We start from the raw sequence: 17191 nt of genomic DNA, 5'->3' as shown, positions 1-17191 counted from the left end.
TTCTAAGACAATATTCGAAAACTATCTTTTAATGGTTTTAAAAAAAATTTACTGGACATAATAAGAAGGCAAGTGTATTTTTGCACTTTTTATTTCTTACAATTTAGGAGGCAACAAAAAAATGGAACATGGTAAAGTAAAATGGTTTAACAGTGAGAAAGGCTTCGGATTTATAGAACGTGAAGGTGGCGAGGATGTATTCGTTCACTTTTCTGCTATACAGGGAGAAGGCTTTAAAACATTGGATGAAGGTCAAGAAGTAACCTTCGAAATTGAAAATGGACAGCGCGGTCCGCAAGCAACAAATGTTCAAAAAGTCTAAGATAAATGGCTGTCTTTTGGGACAGCTTTTTTTTATGAAAGAATAGGACTTTTTATTTTACATTAAAAATTATTTAATTTAAAATACTAATTAATAACAATTATAAATTACTAAAAGGAGGAATTTGAATATGTATGATATTATTGTTGTCGGAGCAGGACCTGCTGGAGGTAGTGCAGCATTATTTGCAGCAAAATCAGGCAAAAAAACATTAATTATTGATAATGACAAAAGTATTACTAAACGTGCTTGGATGGAAAACCACTATGGTGTAAAGGAAATTTCAGGACCAGATCTTGTGGAGGTTGGAAAACAACAGGCAGCTAAATTTGGTGCTGAAATTATCACTGATACAGTTGTAAACATTGTGAAATCTGATTCTGGTGTAACTGTAGAAACAGAAAATCAAAAATATGAAGGTATACATGTAATCTTAGCAACCGGTATGCTTGTAGATGTTGCTGAAAAATCCGGCATCAAGACTGTTCCCGGTACAGAGCCACGTGTTAAATCTATAATTGAAGTCGATGCACAAGGTAAAACAAATGTGGACGGTGTTTGGGCTGCTGGTACGGTTGCGGGCGTGAGCATGCACACAATCATCACTGCTGGTGACGGTGCTAAAGTTGCCATCAACATTATTAGTAAATTGAACGGTGAGCGCTACGTTGACCACGATATTCTTAAATAGAAAAGCGGAAGTGCCCGTTTAGAGAAGTTTACGAGTCGCTGGGCGCTGAAGCTAGACATCTAGAAATAAAAAAGACGGGGCTCCCGTCTTTTTTATTTAAACTTTTTCCAATCTAGGTTACTTTCATTAAAAAGATCTTCAAACGACTTATTTTTTTCGCGTTGTTTCCGCTCTAGCCGTTTTTGCTCTTCCTCTAATTCTTGCTGTTTCTTTGCTTCCATTTTTAATTCTGATTGTTTTTCTTTTAACTTCGCAAATACATTTTGATCTAAATGATCAAGTATACTAATCTTATCTTGTTGTTCATTTTTTTGATTTTTTTGCTTTTGATTTTGCACTTTCTTTTTTGCCATGATTATCACCTCTAGGACAAATTATATCATGGCTTAAGCAGATTATTCTACATTCTCAATGATTGTAGCTACACCTTGGCCGCCGCCGATGCATAATGTTGCTAAGCCGTAACGGTCGCCGCGGCGCTTTAATTCATGAATTAAACTTACTAGAATTCGTGCACCGCTTGCTCCGATTGGGTGTCCAAGAGCAATTGCTCCACCATTTACATTTAAGATATCTTTGTTAAATTGAAGCTCACGGTCAACAGCAAGTGATTGTGCAGCAAACGCTTCATTAGCTTCAATTAAGTTAATGTCGCCTAATCCAAGACCTGTCTTCTCAAGCACTTTTTTAACAGCTTGTACTGGTCCAATTCCCATAATGCTTGGGTCTACACCAGCACTTGCATTACCGCGGATGACTACAAGCGGCTTAATACCAAGGCTTTCAGCTTTTTCACGGCACATTAATACAAATGCAGCTGCCCCGTCATTAATACCTGATGCGTTTCCAGCAGTAACTGATCCATCTTTTTTGAAAGCTGGACGAAGTTTCCCTAATTTTTCAGCTGTTGTACCAGCTTTTACATATTCGTCTGTGTCAAAAATAACAGGCTCACCTTTACGTTGTGGAATTTCAACTGGTACGATCTCGTCTTTAAATTTTCCTGCTTCAATCGCTGCTGCAGCTCTTTGTTGGCTTCTTGCAGAGAATTCATCTTGTTCTTCACGAGTGATTCCATATTTTTCACATAGGTTTTCAGCAGTCACACCCATATGGTAATCATTAAATGCACACCATAATCCGTCATTGATCATGCTGTCGACAACTTTTTGATCGCCCATGCGGTAGCCATCACGGGCATTCTTTAATAAATACGGTGCTTGACTCATATTTTCGAATCCACCAGCGACAACAATATCAGCGTCGCCAACCATAATTGCTTGTGTAGCTAAGTGAACAGCTTTTAATCCTGAGCCGCATACTTTGTTAATTGTCATTGCTGCTGTTTCTTGCGGTAATTCAGCAAAAATCGAAGCTTGTCTCGCTGGATTTTGTCCTAAGCCCGCTTGCAGAACATTTCCCATAATGACCTCATCGACTTGATCAGCTTGTACATCTGCACGCTTTAACGCCTCTTTAATTACGATTGCTCCAAGCTTAGGAGCAGAAATATCCTTCAAGCTTCCCGCAAAACTGCCAATTCCTGTTCTTACTGCACTTACAATTACAACGTCTTTTAATGTCAACCTAATTTCCCCCTTGTCCTTAGTACATCTTATGTATGTACATCTCATCTATATTTTCGCAATCAGGGGGATATTCTCCTTTTTTTTAAAAAGAATTTCTTTCGCAAAATTCCAACAATTATCGTCACTTTTTTTACGCCCTATGTCCACCTACAAGCTTATTACGATGGCGTGATGTTCCCGCTTTTGTATAAGAAACTGCACGCAAAATCGCATTCGGACCATGCTTTTTACGGATGGCATCCATCACATATCCTAGTTCTCGTTCCTTCACTTTGTTTTCTTCAAATAAACTAAGCTGAAGCTGTTCATCATCACAAACATTGGATAATGTTATCGAAATTTGACGTACTGTGCTGTTATTGAAATTTTCGTCGAATAATTGTACGCACGTTCGGTAAATATCCATTGTAATATTCGTTGGTTCAGGTATCGTTCTTGAGCGCTGGAAACCACCGCCGCCTTCATCCTTGCTATTCCCTATACTTAAGCTGATGGTCTTGCCGCATTTTTTGGCATTTCGAGCTCGTCTTGCCACCTCTTCACACATCTCTAATATCACATGCTTTACTTCTTTTGGATCTTCATAGTCCCGCATTAATATTTGACCCTTACCAAAGCTGAGCTGCCCCTGAATAACGGGTGCTCCTAGTTCCGAAAAATCAATGCCATGGGCATGATAATACAGCTGATTTCCCATAATCCCAAACTTTTTTTCAAGCAAGGCCAGAGGATAATTGGCAAGCTGCCCTACAGTCATAATCCCCATTCGATTTAATGTACGCTCTAAGCGGGAGCCGATTCCCCACATTTTACTTAAGGGACTAATATTCCAAAGCTTTGTTTTCACATCCTCATATGTCCATTTTGCAATTCCGGACTTTTTCGCTTCAAGATCTAAACAAAGCTTCGAAAGCAGCATGTTTGGACCAATGCCGATTGCACACGGCAAATTAAATTGTTGTTTAATTGCTTCTCTTATCTTTTCGGCTGTTTCCTGCGTACTTCCCCATAATCGTTCTGTCCCATCTATTTTCAAAAAGCTTTCATCAATGCTGTACATATGGATGCATTCCTTTGGCACAAACTGATTAAAAAGTTTCGTAATCTCAGTTGATGTTTTTAAAAACGTTCCCATCTTGGTATTTACAATTTTTATACGAGGATCATTGGGAATTTCAAACAAGCGGTTCCCTGTTTTAATTCCAAACTCAGATTTCATTTTGGGAGAGGAAGCAAGGACAATGCTTCCTTCCCGGTCCGTATCTCCAATTACCGCTAAATAACATGTTACTGGATCTAATCCAAGCTGCACGGCAGCACAGCTTGCAAAAAAGCTTTTCATATCTATACACAAAATTTCATGGTGCGGAACTGTTGAATAAGAAATCATGCGCATCCCTCCACATAATAAAGAACCTATGTTCTGTTTTATATTATAAAGAATGTATGTTCTTATTTCAACTAAAAAATACCCACTAACCTTTAAACATGGATTAGTGGGTGTTCATAACTTAGGCACTCGCACTTTTTGCGATTGTTTCATTCATTTTATTTTCTATTTCAATTCCCATTTCCGCTGAGCGGGCTGCGGCGCGTTCGATACATTGGATCATCGCTTCTTGATATTTATATTGCTCTAGTACCTTTAAACCGGCTTCTGTTGTTCCCCCTGCACTCATTATTTCTTTTCTAAGTGTTGATGGATGCTTCGGAGATGATTTTAACATTTCAGCTGCGCCAATAATCGTTTGTAGAATCAGCTCTTTGCTCACATCTTTTGCTAAACCTAAATCTACAGCAGCATTTTCCATTGCTTCAACTAGATAATACACATAAGCCGGTCCGCTTCCTGAAAGACCTGTTACCGCATGAAGATCCTCTTCATTAACCTTTGACACCGTTCCAATTGTTAAAAACAAAGTTTCTGCAATCGTTTCATGCAAATCATCAGCATAGGTACCCTTAGATATTGCTGTGGCTGAATAACCAATGGTCGCTGAAGTGTTTGGCATTGCCCGAATGATTGCGATATTCAACCCTAATAATTCTTCCATGCTTTTTGTTGAGACACCAGCAATCACTGAAATTAACATTTGTTTTTCGGAAACGAAAGGCTTAATTCCTTCCAGCGCTGTCGTTACATCCTTTGGCTTCATCGCCAAAATAATCACGCCGGCATTTTTAATCGCTTCCCCTTGATCATGTGTTACGACCACTCCGTATTGCTCTTTGAAATAATCTAATCTTTCTTTATTTGAACGGTTTGTTACGATCAGTTGCTCCTTTTCAAATAGTTCGCTGTTTAACATCCCAGACACCATTGCCTCTGCCATTGAACCTGCACCAATAAAGGCGTAAGTTAATTTTTTATTCATTTATGTTCCCTCCCGTAAAAATTCAATTAAAAAAGACCTTTCTATCCTTTTATAAAAAGGACGGAAAGGTCTTAAATCCGCGGTACCACCTTCATTGACAATAAGAAAAATACGTTTATATCTGCTACACTTTTCTTATTATCCTCTCAATGCTCGTATCGTGAGCAAGACGATTAGGTTTCCCTAATGGCTCAAGGGTAGGTTCAAATTGCATCCTGCTGTGAAGTCTCTCAGCCTTTGAACTTCACTCTCTTTTGCGATTACATACTCTACTGATCCCTGTCAACGCCAGTTCCATTTTTTTATACTTTTTAAAATATTATGCATGTTATAAATACTTATGTCAAGAGCTGTGTTCTGTTTAATTTTTCCACTATTATGATAATATAGTTACAGAACAAGATGTTATGCGGAGGGAATATGGAGAAAAAACTATTAAACAAAAACATTGTCATTACTGGTGCATCTTCCGGTATTGGAGAAAAAGTAGCGATCTTGTCAGCGGAACTTGGAGCTCGGCCAATACTTTTAGCAAGATCTACTGAAAAATTAAAGGAAATCTGTGAAATAATTAAACAAAAAACAGAAAAGGAATGTATTTATTATACACTTGATGTCAGTGATTTTGAACAAGTAAAGGCCGTTTTTAATAAGATATATGAAGAAGTTGGTCAAATCGACATCCTATTGAATAACGCCGGTTTTGGAATATTTGAATCATTACAGGAAGCAAATATCGATGAAATTAGGCGAATGTTCGAAGTGAATGTATTAGGCTTAATTGCCTGTACAAAGGAAGTCATCCCTTCTATGCTCGACAACAATAGTGGTCATATTATCAATATTGCCTCCCAAGCAGGGAAAGTTGGAAGCGCGAAATCAAGTGGGTATTCAGCAACCAAGCATGCGGTCTTAGGGTTTACCAACAGTCTCAGATTAGAGCTGTTTCAAACTAATATTATTATTTCAGCAGTAAATCCCGGACCGATCGAAACTAACTTTTTCAGCATAGCTGACAAATCGGGAAATTATCTTAAAAATGCAAAAAAATTTATGCTGAAATCCGATTTTGTAGCAGAACAAATTGTCAAATTAATGATTCATCCGAAACGGGAACTAAACCTTCCTAAATGGATGAACACTGCCAGTATTTTTTATCATATTTTTCCTGGCTTTCTTGATAAACTGCTTGGCAAGACATTTAATATGAAATAATATTCCGCCATAAGTGCGGTTTTTTTATTAACTTCGCAGATATGTGAATTTTACAGATATATTTTTAATACAGATAAGTATAGACAAAAACATTTTTACTACACTGATAATATAATGGTATTAGAGGTAGTTTTTCGAGCAAGCTCGAAAAACTCTGGGCGCAAACACGCCAAGGCGCACTTGATATTTTACTTCTTAGAGCAGGGGGAGAGATATGTGAGATTAAATGATAAGGTGGCCATTGTAACCGGTGGGGCAAATGGCATTGGCAGAAAAACCGTCCATCGCTTTGCAGCTGAAGGAGCCAAGGTTGTCATTGCAGATTTTAATGAAGAAGAAGGGCAGAAGGTTGTACAGGAGGTTCTTGATCAAAGTGGGACCGCCCTATATGTTAAGGTTGATGTTGCCAACCATGAAAGCACACAAAACATGGTTCAAACAACTTTAAATCGCTTCGGGAAAATTGATATCCTTATAAATAATGCTGGGATTACAAGTGATGGCCTTTTAACGAAGCTTACTGAGGAATCATGGCAAAAGGTTATTAATGTAAATTTAACAGGAGTATTCAACTGTACAAAGGCAGTTATACCATCTATGCTTGAAAACGGCTCAGGAAGGATTATTAATACATCCTCTGTTTCCGGCGTGTACGGGAATTTTGGTCAAACCAATTATGCTGCCGCTAAAGCTGGTGTGCTTGGGATGACAAGAACATGGGCAAAAGAATTAGGTGGAAAAGGGATTACTGTAAACGCTGTTGCTCCAGGATTTTGCGATACAAGTATGACGCAACAAGTCCCGGAAAAAGTAATCCAAAAAATCATTCAACAAATACCACTAAAACGGCTCGGAAAACCGGAGGATATCGCTAACGCTTATTTATACCTAGCCTCAGATGAAGCCTCCTACGTAAATGGTACCGTTCTTCATGTTGATGGAGGAATTGTCATGTAGGAAAAAATCGCCCCAAATTTATTTTTGGGGCGATTTTTTGTTCTTATAGATATGGGTTTTCGTGTCTTGCTTTTAGGCGATTCCAGCGACGATCAATTTCGCGCTCGAATTCTTTATACATGTCAGCATTTTCTGGTTTTAATAAATGCTTTGTTTTACCCATGTATTTTAACCATTCAGAAAGTTCAACTGTTTTACCTTTATCCTCTGGATTGTAAGTGATCGTAGTTTCACCACGTTCCATCTCATAAAGAGGGAAGAAGTTACAGTTAACGGCTGCTTCCATAATTGTACCGCCATAACGGTCTTCTGATTTCCAGTTTAATGGACAAGTAATTAAAATCTTACCGTAAGCCATTCCTTCGTTTTGTGCATACCATTGTGCTTTAGCTGCTTTTTTCACTAAGTCTTGAGGGAATGCCTCAGTACCAGTGAAGATATAAGGAATGTTTGTTGCTGCCATAATTTGAGCAGTATCCTTATGGTGGAACGCTTTACCTTGTTGTGTTTTACCAACGTTTGTTGTACTTGTCATGTGACCGAATGGTGTTGAGTATGACATCTGAGAACCAGTGTTCATGTAACCTTCGTTATCATATTCTAGAATAATAAGCTTATGATTACGGTTAGCAGTACCAATCGCTGAACCCATACCGATATCCATACCGCCGTCACCAGTAATCATAACAAATGTTACATCATCATCAAATTCAATTTCACCACGGCGTCTCATTTCATAGAATGCTTCTACTGTTCCTGATAATGTCGCAGGACCATTTTGGAACAGGTTGTGCATCATTGGCTGTTTGTGTGAAGTATACGGATAGCCTGTTGTTGTAACATAGCCACAGCCAGTTTGGAATAATGTAATAACGTCGCCTTCAATACCTTTGAAGAATAGTTCAAGTCCTGGGAAGATACCGCAACCTGGGCATGCTCCATGACCTGATCCTAGACGCTTAGGCTTAGTTGTCAATTGACGTAATGGCGGAATTTTTACTTTTAATTTATTTGTTTCAGGATCTGGTGTAACTTCGATTAAACCAGTTTTGAAATCATCACCATGCATTGGTTTGATCGCAGGTTTCATCTTATTTTCTGGCTTTCCCGGGTTAACACCAAAATAGTCAAATGGCTTTTCAGCATAGCCTTTTTCCATAGCATCGATTGCTAATTCATACATTTGGATTGCTTCATCTGTAAAGAAGTCTTTACCACCAATACCATATACACGGCTTAGTACAATTGTTTTATTTTCTTTATCATCTTGAAGTGCAGACTTAATTTCATGAGTCATGTTCGCACCATTACCACCATATGAATCAGCGCGTTCACCAACTAGTAACGCCTTCACATTTTTAAGTGCTTTGCGAAGTTCGTCAGCTGGGAATGGACGAATAATATTCGGGCTAACAACACCAGCTTTGATACCTTTAGCACGTAGTCTGTCAACTGCGTCTTTTGCAGTTTCTGCTGCTGAGTTGATAAGGAATAATGCTACTTCTGCATCTTCCATTTTATACGTATTTAATACTTCATATTTACGTCCAGAAAGTGCTGCATATTCTTCAGCCACTTGCTTGTAAACATCATAGGCTCTGTATAAAGCTTCAGACTGCTGATAATTATTGTTCATTAAATCATGGCCGTCCATATGAGCACCAATTGTAACCGGGTTACGTGGGTCAACGACAACAGGATATTCTGTTGGACGCTCACCAACGAATTGTTGAACTACTTTACGATCCGCAAAATAGTCCACTTTACGTTTTTGGTGTGATGTAAAGAAGCCATCATAAGCAACAATAACGGGTAGACGTACATCTGAGTGTTCAGCAATTTTAAGCGCCATGATATTCATATCATAAACTGCTTGTGGTGTAGGAGCTGTTAAAATAACCCAGCCAATATTCAAACCAAAGTATAAGTCTGAATGGTCACCACGGATATCTAATGGACCACTAATTGCACGAGTTACTAGATTCATAACCATTGGAAAACGTGTACCTGATTGAACTGGAAGCTGCTCAAGCATGTACATAAATCCGTTCGCACTAGTCGCGTTAAATACACGGGCACCGGCAACAGCAGCACCGTAACAAATACCAGCTGAACCATGTTCACCATCAGCAGCGATTAATTTAATGTCATGTTCACCGCGCGCCTTCATTTGGTCCAAGAATTGTGCAACCTCTGTTGATGGTGTTATTGGGAAGTAACCCATTAAATGATAATTTATTTGTGCTGCAGCCATCGCAGCCATTTCATTACCAGATTCAAATGTTGTGATTTGTTCGCACTTTTTATTATTTGCATTTTGCAATTCTTTTTCGATCATTGCCATCTTACATCACCCCTTCTAGTACTCTAGGAAAACGTTGCGCTACACGATGATCATCGGCATAGCCAAGTGCTTCACGCATATCAAGTAATGCTTCAGTAGGACAAGCCTCAACACATTTTAGGCAGCCTTTACAATATTGATAATCGATCCCTTTTAAGAACATTTGCTTACGACCACGCTTGTCCTCCTCTTCTTCCCAAACGAAGCAGAAATCAGGACAAACTGTATCACATTGTGCACAGTTAATACATTTTTCCATTTTGAATTCTGGTAAGAATCCTTGACGTGAACCACTTAAATCTTTGAAAATACTATTTGCTTGTGCTGTGATAATACCACCGATTAATTGTGTTTCATACCCCAACATTGGTTCCGGCATTTTATATGCTTTACCTTCAGCACCTTCTGGAACCTTATACTCTTTAAATTGAACACTCTCATATCCACGTTCAAATGTACGGATATTGGGCTCAACTAGATGCGGATATTTCTTTTCAAAAGTTCTACGAATAACGGCTTTCATAGCCTCAGGGTCTAAGAAATCACAAATACGGAATAATGCACCTAACATCGCCGTGTTTACTTTCGTCTTTTCTTCAACGGCTATTCCTAACCCATCTACAATAGCAAGCGTTCCATATTCAAGTTTTAAATCTTTTTTTACATCATCAAAATCACGAGTTGAGTTTACAAGCACAATACCATCCGCATGTAATCCGCTAACTACGTCGATTGTTTTATATAAAGCCTCATGGAACACACCAACAACATGCGGCTGCATGATCGGACTGTGGTCACGAATTTCTGTATCCGCATCGCAATAACGGATGAAGCTTTTTACTGGTGATCCTTTTTTCTCTGAACCATAGGATGAAAAGTTTGATCCATTTAATCCTAATCCAAGGACGCCAGCCTCTGCTAACATTTTTCCAGCTAGGTTTGCACCTAGTCCTCCAATAGATTCTAGTCGTATTTCAAAGAAGCCTAATTCATTCTTCTTAGGTAAAATTGACATTACTATTTCCCCCCTCAGGAAAAATCACTAAAATGATTACTAGATTGATTATATATTTTATTATACATGATTTCCGTGATTAATGTTACACCTTTTTCGAAAAAATGTATGATACACTAATATCATATTCCAAAAATAGCTTAATATGACAGTGTTTTTTGTTATTATTTACATATGTTACAGTGTTTGTTTTGTATTATAACAGAATTAAATAGTTGTTTAAAAATGGTACCTTTTAACAATTAAATTCCGAATTTAATTTTATTACAATAGTAATCGCGCGGATGAACCGCTTACAAAACAATTGGTGATGGCTGGAAAGTGAATCACATTTATTTTTTTACGATTATTTTAATCTGTTTCATTGGTGTGTTAATAATATAGAAAATATTCAATCTTTTGCTGTGCAAAAAAAAAGAGACAAGCTTATAGTTTAAAGCCAGCCTCTGTCATATTGTTTTGGTGCTTCAAGTGGAGCATTTAATTGTTTTGCTGCAACATAAGGCCAATATGGATTTCTTAAAAGTTCCCTTGCCAAAAAAACAAGATCTGCTCTACCACTTTTTAATATTTCTTCAGCATGAAGACTGGATGTAATTAAACCAACAGCACCTGTATAGATCCCTATATTGCTTTTTATTTTATCCGCAAATTGCACTTGATACCCCGGATACACGTCAATTTTTGCATCCGGTATTAAGCCACCGGAACTGCAATCTATTAAATCAACGCCCTGTTTTTTCATTTCCTTCGCATATTCGTAATAGTTTTCAACTGTTAAACCTTCGGGATGATAATCTGAAGCTGAAATTCGAACAAATAAAGGTCCATCCCAAACTTGTTTCACCGCTTCGATTACTTCCTTTAAGAGACGATAACGATTTTCCGGTGATGACCCATATTCATCGTTCCTTTTATTAGTTAACGGTGAAAGGAATTCATGAAGTAAATATCCGTGAGCCGCATGAATTTCGATTGCATCAAAGCCTGCCTGTTTCACACGGCGGGCGGCCGCTTGAAAGGCTGTAATCGTATCTTTAATATCTGCTTCAGTCATTTCCTTTGGTGTTTTTATTTTCTCATTAAAGGGAATAGCTGAAGGAGCCAAAATTTCACCATCCACAGTTGCTTTTCTGCCAGCATGCTGTAATTGGATTCCTACCTTTGCGCCATGTTCATGACAGCGGTCAACAATTGTTTTTAATCCTTCAATCTGTTCATCCTCCCAAATTCCGAGGTCATGCTTTGAAATTCTACCTTGCGCTGTAACTGCCGTTGCCTCAACGATGATTAGCCCCACTTGTCCAATAGCTCGACTAGTATAATGGGTGATGTGAAAGTTTTGCACCTTTCCATCTTCCATATGTGAGGAATACATACACATCGGTGACATGACAATTCTATTTTTGAACGTCGTATTTTTAATTGTAAATGAAGAAAAAAGTGCTGTAGTCATTATAGAAATTCCCCTTCCGTCTGTTTTCTATTAACTTGAAGCTTATAAAAATCATGAGCAATACTAACATTTGAAAATACTTCCTGGGCCTCTTCTAATAAGGCATCTATGTCATTTCCTTGGTACCGGGAACTAATATGAGTTAAAACGAGCGCTTTGGCCTTTGCTTCCTTGGCAACCCGAGCTGCGCCGATCGTCGTTGAATGGAAATAATCATAAGCAATCGCTTCATCCTCTTTCCCAAAGGTAGCTTCATGCACAAGCAAATCCACATCATCTGCAAGCTCTATCGCTTTTTGATTGAAGCGTGTATCCCCTAAAATCGCAAGCTTTCTACCAGGTTTATCCGGACCAACGAAATCCACACCATTGATTTTCGTTCCATCTTCTAATAATATTTCCCCGCCAGCTTTTATCTTTTGATAAATTGGACCAGGTGAAATTCCCAGCTTTTTCAGTTTATCTACTTCGAGTGCTCCTTTTAGATCCTTTTCAACAATACGATAGCCGTAGCTTGTGATTCCGTGTTCCAGCTTTCCTGCTGTAACGATGAATTGATGATCCTCAAAAATAACCCCATCTTCAATCTCAACAATTTCAATTGGATATTTTAAATGGGTAGCACTTATGCGTAGAGATACTTCCACATATTCCTTAATTCCCCTTGGCCCATAAATCGTTAATAAGGATGTCCCATCTTGAAATGATCGACTGCCTAACAGACCAGGTAGACCAAAAACATGATCACCATGTAAATGGGTAATAAATATTTTTTCAATTTTACGTGGTTTAATCGTTGTATGTAAAATTTGGTGCTGGGTTGCTTCCCCACAATCGAACAGCCAGGTTGTTCCTCTTTCCTGCGCGAGGTCGAACGCGATCGCCGATACATTTCGTTCCTTCGCAGGGACACCCGCGCCCGTCCCCAAAAATGTTAACTCCAAATTCATCACTCCTCCTTTCTCCACTTATAATCTTGTAAAAAATCCTTTTGAAAGCTTGTTGTCGGGGTACTAGTTTGAGGTGGTTTTGTTAAACCTTTCACGATAATGTCATCCCCATACTTGTCCTTAAGCTTTTCCATTGTATTAATTAAAGGTTCGTCCTTCGCTTCTTCTTCAAATGTAAAAAGATTAAGTTGCTTTGTTGAATCATTCTTTTCTTCGAGGTCCTGTGCCGTAATCCCCAGCAAGCGAATCGGTTCCTCCGACCAATGCTTTTTAAATAAATACCATGCAGCATTAAAAATATCTTCTTTTGCATGAATCGCATATTTTAGCTTACGACTTCTTGTCACTGTTTCACGGTTATAATAGCGAATTGTAATTTGGATATTCCAGGAAACAACATGATGTCGTTGCATTCTTCGCTCAACAGATCCGGCTAAACGGTTTAAAACCCCTTTGATCTCTTCTTCATCCGTCGTATCAGCCTTTAACGTTGTTGAATTCCCAATACTCTTAAACTCAGAAACCGCATCAGGATCAACCGGGCGGAAGTCCTCTCCGTTCGCTCTTGCTTTTAAACGAATCCCATTAATCCCTAACAGCTGTTTTAATTGATAGTCATTCGCTTTAGCGAGTTCACCAATGGTCGTGATCCCAATTTTGTTCAACTTCTCAGCCGTTCGTCTGCCGATCCCATGCATATTTTCAACCTTTAACGGCCAAAGCTTGGATGGGACGTCTCGTTTTCGTAAAATCGTGATGCCAAGCGGCTTCTTCATATCTGAAGCCGTTTTGGCCAAAAATTTATTCGGTGCAATTCCAATACTGCAAGGCAACTGTAATTCAGTTAAAATTTCTGCTTGGATTTTTTTCGCTATTTCAATCGGCGAACCTAAGTTTATACACTCTGTAATATCCATATACCCTTCATCAATCGATACAGGTTGAATGAGGGAACTATATTTTGCAAGAATTTGAAACATCGAAATAGAAGCTTTTCGATATTTTTCAAAATCAGGCGGCAAAACAATAAGCTCCGGGCATAGCTTTTTTGCTTCCCAAAGCGGCATTGTTGTTTTAACACCTTTCGCCCTTGCTTCATAACTGCAAGTAACGATGATTCCGCGCCGTTCCTCAGGATTACCAGCCACTGCCAGCGGCTTTCCTTTTAACGAGGGATTATAAGCCATTTCAACCGATGCATAAAAGCTGTTCATATCGACATGAAGAATGACCCGGCCTTTTTTGGGATAAAAGTTATCCATTTGCTACTTCTTTAATAATGGACACTACAAGTTCAGCTGTCTTCACTAATTCACCAATTCTCATTTTTTCATTTGTCGTATGAATATCTTCATAGCCAACAGCAAGATTTACGGTAGGAATCCCATGTCCTACAAAGACATTGGCATCACTGCCCCCTCCTGAATGTTCAAGCTTTGGTGTGCGGCCAATATTTGTAATCGCTTTTTTGGCTAATTCAACAACATGGTCACCGTCACCGTATTTAAATCCAGGATACATGACTTCAACGTCGACAATTGCTTCCCCACCCATTTCCTTTGCCGTTGTTTCAAATGCTTCTTTCATTTTGGCAACCTGAGCATGCATTTTTTCATCGATTAAGGAACGTGCTTCTGCTAATATTTCAACATAATCGCAGACGATATTCGTTTGGCTTCCACCCTCAAATCTGCCAATATTAGCAGTAGTCTCTTCATCGATTCTCCCTAAAGGCATTTTAGATATTGCTTTAGCAGCAATCGTGATCGCTGAAACTCCTCTTTCCGGGGCAACACCAGCATGTGCTGTTTTCCCTTTAATAACGGTTTTAATTTTCGCCTGTGTTGGTGCAGCAACAACGATATTGCCAACGTCCCCATCGCTGTCCAATGCATAGCCAAATTTAGCAGTCATTAAAGCGGGATCCAGTGCTTTCGCTCCTACAAGCCCTGATTCTTCACCAACGGTAATGACAAATTCAATTGTTCCATGTTCAATATTTTGTTCTTTTAATACTTTGATTGCTTCAAGCATCGCCGCTAAACCGGCCTTATCATCCGCACCTAAAATGGTCGTCCCATCCGTTACAATACGGTCGCCTTTAATGGAAGGTTTTACACCCTTTCCAGGGACAACAGTATCCATATGGGAAGTAAAATAAATGGTATCAACGTTTTTTGTACCTTGAAGGGTGCATACTAAGTTGCCTGCTCCATGCCCTGTCTGTGCCGTAGTATCTTTTTCAACGACATTTAACCCAAGCTCTTGAAATTTCTTTGTTAATACTTTTGCGATTTCCGCTTCATATTTTGTTTCAGAATCTACTTGAACAAGCTCCATAAATTCTTGGACAATACGGTCTTTATTTATCATGATGAGGTTCCTCCTACTATTAACATTTACCTTATAATTATATAACTATTGAGCGGGATTACCAAATTACCAAATCGAGTAGGAGGGGGTGACTAGCCCCCGACCTCTCACACCACCGTACGTACCGTTCGGTATACGGCGGTTCATTTAGGTGTGACGTAAGTAGTTATATCTATCTAATAGACTTTTTAGCTTTTGATTTCGCCAAAATTCTATGTTAAGCGTTGTGTGTAAGATAGGACTATTGGAGATGCGCCAATATTTCTTACGCGAATTTCCCCACTCATAGGCTTTTTCCTTCGGTACACCAAGGGATATAAGCCTTTTAGTTTTGGTTTTAGGCAATTTCCATTGTTTCCAAAGGCACATGCGTAGTCTTCTTCTAAGTATTTCATCAAGTTGCTTAAAGGGAGTTGGCGTATCCGCCAGCGCAAAATATCCACACCATCCAACAAGGTATTCATTGATCTTTTCAATACGTTTCTCCATGGATATGGCTTTTGATCGTGATGTTAATTCCTTGATTTTGCGTTTCGCCCTCTTTATGCTTTCTTTTGCGATACGAATCTTTGGGGAATGGTGGAAAGTAAAGCTGAATCCAAGAAACTTTCGTTTCCATGGACGGTCTACTGCACTTTTGTCCTCATTAACTTTCAGCTTGAGTTTCTTTTCAATGAAAGTTGTGATGGATTTCTTTACACGGAGACCCGATTTCTTTGTTTTGACATAGATATTACAGTCATCTGCGTACCTCACAAATTTGTGTCCTCGCCTCTCTAATTCCTTATCGAGTTCATCTAACATGATATTAGATAATAGCGGACTTAATGGTCCTCCCTGCGGAACACCTTCTTCACTAATAACTTCCACACCGTTTATCATGATTCCCGATTCCAAGTACTTTCTGATTAATTTTAGAGTCGTTTTATCCTTAATTCTTTTCGCTAGAAGACCCATAAGCATATCGTGATTTACTTTATCGAAGAACTTTTCTAAATCCATATCTATCACCCAGCTATACCCTTTCTCCATGTATGACCTCGCTTTTCGAACTGCGTCATGTGCCCTTCTTCTTGGTCTGAATCCATAACTGAGTTCAGAGAAGGTAGGGTCAAATATGGGAGTTAAGACTTGGGCAATCGCTTGTTGGATGAGGCGGTCGGTCACGGTAGGAATACCTAACAATCTTACGCCACCATTCGGTTTCGGGATTTCGACTCGTCTGACTGGCATAGGTTCATAGGTTCCATCTACTCCGTGTTTACCTTTATTCTTTTCAACTCGATGTAGAGCTGTTAGAAGATTGTCCCGTGACAGCAGTTTCTTCATCATATCGATACTTCTCCTCACGTGAATATACCTTCTATTGGTGCCACTATTTATTCCACCCTCTTAAAGTCCCCCACGGAATTCACCGTTTCCTCCTCTAAGTAAGTCCGTTAGATTGTCTGTATCATCATAAACAGTGAACGGCCTAGTGTATATTCTTCCTAAATGTTCAGTCCTTCCCCAAACAACATAGGCTGATTGGGTACTATGACCTCTGCTGACTTCTGACTGTTCAGCTATCTATCACTAGATAGGTTACCAAGTGTGCTCGGCTTTCCAGTCAGACCTCCCCAGGTAAGAGTGCAGTCTTTCCCTCCATCTATCTGCTTCATTTACTCTGTATCACCTTCGGCAGAAAGGACTTTGTTTTGTGATGCAAACTCATCCAATGATACCTAGCCTTATATAAAGTTCGTGTTCCTCAGACCGGAGGTTTGCCGCCCGCTTCCTTCAGATTCTGCGTTGCCACAGACACCCTTGCGTTAAGCTACTGTTACTTCTGCCTTCACAGTTCGGGACTTTCACCCTATAGACTGCACCCATGCTGGGCGCACATCATAACCACCCTTCCAAAG

15 protein-coding genes are annotated in these 17191 nt (G+C 39.2%); 4 read left to right on the top strand and 11 right to left on the bottom strand.

From position 1 onward, the window contains the following. Positions 1–121: 121 nt before the first annotated feature. The gene (locus P9E47_RS22175) at positions 122–322 is read left to right on the top strand and encodes a cold-shock protein (RefSeq protein ID WP_003333038.1); all 201 of its coding nucleotides are present in this window, start codon (positions 122–124) and stop codon (positions 320–322) included. A 130-nt stretch (positions 323–452) separates the two neighbouring features. Further along, a complete protein-coding gene (locus tag P9E47_RS22170; RefSeq protein ID WP_326165041.1) occupies positions 453–1013 on the top strand; it encodes an FAD-dependent oxidoreductase in 561 nt (186 codons plus the stop codon). Between the two features lie 92 nt (positions 1014–1105). Here the strand turns inward: P9E47_RS22170 and P9E47_RS22165 are convergent, their stop codons facing one another. From P9E47_RS22165 to proI, 4 genes are all read right to left on the bottom strand, one after another. After that, on the bottom strand, positions 1106–1366 hold the full coding sequence (locus P9E47_RS22165) for a YqkE family protein (protein ID WP_003333040.1): 261 nt from the start codon (positions 1364–1366) through the stop codon (positions 1106–1108). A 42-nt stretch (positions 1367–1408) separates the two neighbouring features. Then, positions 1409–2647, bottom strand: coding sequence for an acetyl-CoA C-acetyltransferase (locus P9E47_RS22160; RefSeq protein ID WP_211208571.1), 1239 nt, complete (start codon positions 2645–2647; stop codon positions 1409–1411). 85 nt (positions 2648–2732) lie between these two features. Next, entirely contained in the window at positions 2733–3992 is a 1260-nt protein-coding gene (locus P9E47_RS22155) for a Y-family DNA polymerase (protein ID WP_003333042.1), read from the bottom strand. Between the two features lie 121 nt (positions 3993–4113). Next, a complete protein-coding gene (gene proI / locus P9E47_RS22150) occupies positions 4114–4977 on the bottom strand; it encodes a pyrroline-5-carboxylate reductase ProI (protein ID WP_326165040.1) in 864 nt (287 codons plus the stop codon). A gap of 420 nt (positions 4978–5397) precedes the next feature. On the opposite strand from proI, the gene P9E47_RS22145 reads away from it, so the two are divergent. Together P9E47_RS22145 and fabG are read left to right on the top strand one after the other, a co-directional pair. Continuing rightward, entirely contained in the window at positions 5398–6192 is a 795-nt protein-coding gene (locus P9E47_RS22145; protein WP_326165038.1) for an SDR family NAD(P)-dependent oxidoreductase, read from the top strand. Positions 6193–6408: 216 nt separating this feature from the next. Beyond that, positions 6409–7149: a 3-oxoacyl-ACP reductase FabG gene (gene fabG / locus P9E47_RS22140; RefSeq protein ID WP_003333046.1), complete on the top strand. Its 741-nt coding sequence runs from the start codon at positions 6409–6411 to the stop codon at positions 7147–7149. 43 nt (positions 7150–7192) lie between these two features. Here the strand turns inward: fabG and P9E47_RS22135 are convergent, their stop codons facing one another. The 7 genes from P9E47_RS22135 to ltrA all read right to left on the bottom strand — a co-directional run bounded on the left by P9E47_RS22135 (position 7193) and on the right by ltrA (position 16619). After that, positions 7193–9493, bottom strand: coding sequence for a thiamine pyrophosphate-dependent enzyme (locus P9E47_RS22135; protein ID WP_003333047.1), 2301 nt, complete (start codon positions 9491–9493; stop codon positions 7193–7195). Between the two features lies 1 nt (position 9494). Then, complete coding sequence (locus P9E47_RS22130) at positions 9495–10508, bottom strand: 2-oxoacid:acceptor oxidoreductase family protein (RefSeq protein WP_003333048.1); 1014 nt, start codon at positions 10506–10508, stop codon at positions 9495–9497. A gap of 433 nt (positions 10509–10941) precedes the next feature. Continuing rightward, positions 10942–11964, bottom strand: a complete 1023-nt coding sequence (namA, locus tag P9E47_RS22125; RefSeq protein WP_326165036.1) for an NADPH dehydrogenase NamA — start codon at positions 11962–11964, stop codon at positions 10942–10944. Then, complete coding sequence (gene rnz / locus P9E47_RS22120; protein ID WP_039957776.1) at positions 11964–12908, bottom strand: ribonuclease Z; 945 nt, start codon at positions 12906–12908, stop codon at positions 11964–11966. The genes namA and rnz overlap by 1 nt, the downstream gene beginning before the upstream one ends. A gap of 5 nt (positions 12909–12913) precedes the next feature. Next, positions 12914–14176, bottom strand: coding sequence for a DNA polymerase IV (locus P9E47_RS22115; protein WP_326165034.1), 1263 nt, complete (start codon positions 14174–14176; stop codon positions 12914–12916). Then, positions 14169–15287 (bottom strand): M20/M25/M40 family metallo-hydrolase, encoded by a 1119-nt coding sequence (locus P9E47_RS22110; RefSeq protein WP_326165033.1) that lies wholly within the window; start codon positions 15285–15287, stop codon positions 14169–14171. Before P9E47_RS22110 ends, P9E47_RS22115 begins: the two co-directional genes overlap by 8 nt. 147 nt (positions 15288–15434) lie before the next feature. Beyond that, entirely contained in the window at positions 15435–16619 is a 1185-nt protein-coding gene (ltrA, locus tag P9E47_RS22105; RefSeq protein ID WP_326165030.1) for a group II intron reverse transcriptase/maturase, read from the bottom strand. Positions 16620–17191: the final 572 nt, after the last annotated feature.

The organism is Schinkia azotoformans (assembly GCF_035811335.1).
Taxonomy (GTDB): domain Bacteria; phylum Bacillota; class Bacilli; order Bacillales; family Bacillaceae_J; genus Schinkia; species Schinkia azotoformans.
This window is presented reverse-complemented; position numbering and strand designations above follow the sequence as displayed.

Coding starts and splice junctions, on each gene's coding strand:
- P9E47_RS22110 (WP_326165033.1), bottom strand. CDS start 15,287: ATGATAAATAAAGACCGTATTGTCCAAGAATTTATGGAGCTTGTTCAA.
- P9E47_RS22135 (WP_003333047.1), bottom strand. CDS start 9,493: ATGGCAATGATCGAAAAAGAATTGCAAAATGCAAATAATAAAAAGTGC.
- P9E47_RS22175 (WP_003333038.1), top strand. CDS start 122: ATGGAACATGGTAAAGTAAAATGGTTTAACAGTGAGAAAGGCTTCGGA.
- P9E47_RS22165 (WP_003333040.1), bottom strand. CDS start 1,366: ATGGCAAAAAAGAAAGTGCAAAATCAAAAGCAAAAAAATCAAAAAAAT.
- P9E47_RS22145 (WP_326165038.1), top strand. CDS start 5,398: ATGGAGAAAAAACTATTAAACAAAAACATTGTCATTACTGGTGCATCT.
- P9E47_RS22130 (WP_003333048.1), bottom strand. CDS start 10,508: ATGTCAATTTTACCTAAGAAGAATGAATTAGGCTTCTTTGAAATACGA.
- P9E47_RS22160 (WP_211208571.1), bottom strand. CDS start 2,647: ATGAGATGTACATACATAAGATGTACTAAGGACAAGGGGGAAATTAGG.
- proI (WP_326165040.1), bottom strand. CDS start 4,977: ATGAATAAAAAATTAACTTACGCCTTTATTGGTGCAGGTTCAATGGCA.
- P9E47_RS22115 (WP_326165034.1), bottom strand. CDS start 14,176: ATGGATAACTTTTATCCCAAAAAAGGCCGGGTCATTCTTCATGTCGAT.
- P9E47_RS22170 (WP_326165041.1), top strand. CDS start 453: ATGTATGATATTATTGTTGTCGGAGCAGGACCTGCTGGAGGTAGTGCA.
- P9E47_RS22155 (WP_003333042.1), bottom strand. CDS start 3,992: ATGATTTCTTATTCAACAGTTCCGCACCATGAAATTTTGTGTATAGAT.
- ltrA (WP_326165030.1), bottom strand. CDS start 16,619: ATGATGAAGAAACTGCTGTCACGGGACAATCTTCTAACAGCTCTACAT.
- namA (WP_326165036.1), bottom strand. CDS start 11,964: ATGACTACAGCACTTTTTTCTTCATTTACAATTAAAAATACGACGTTC.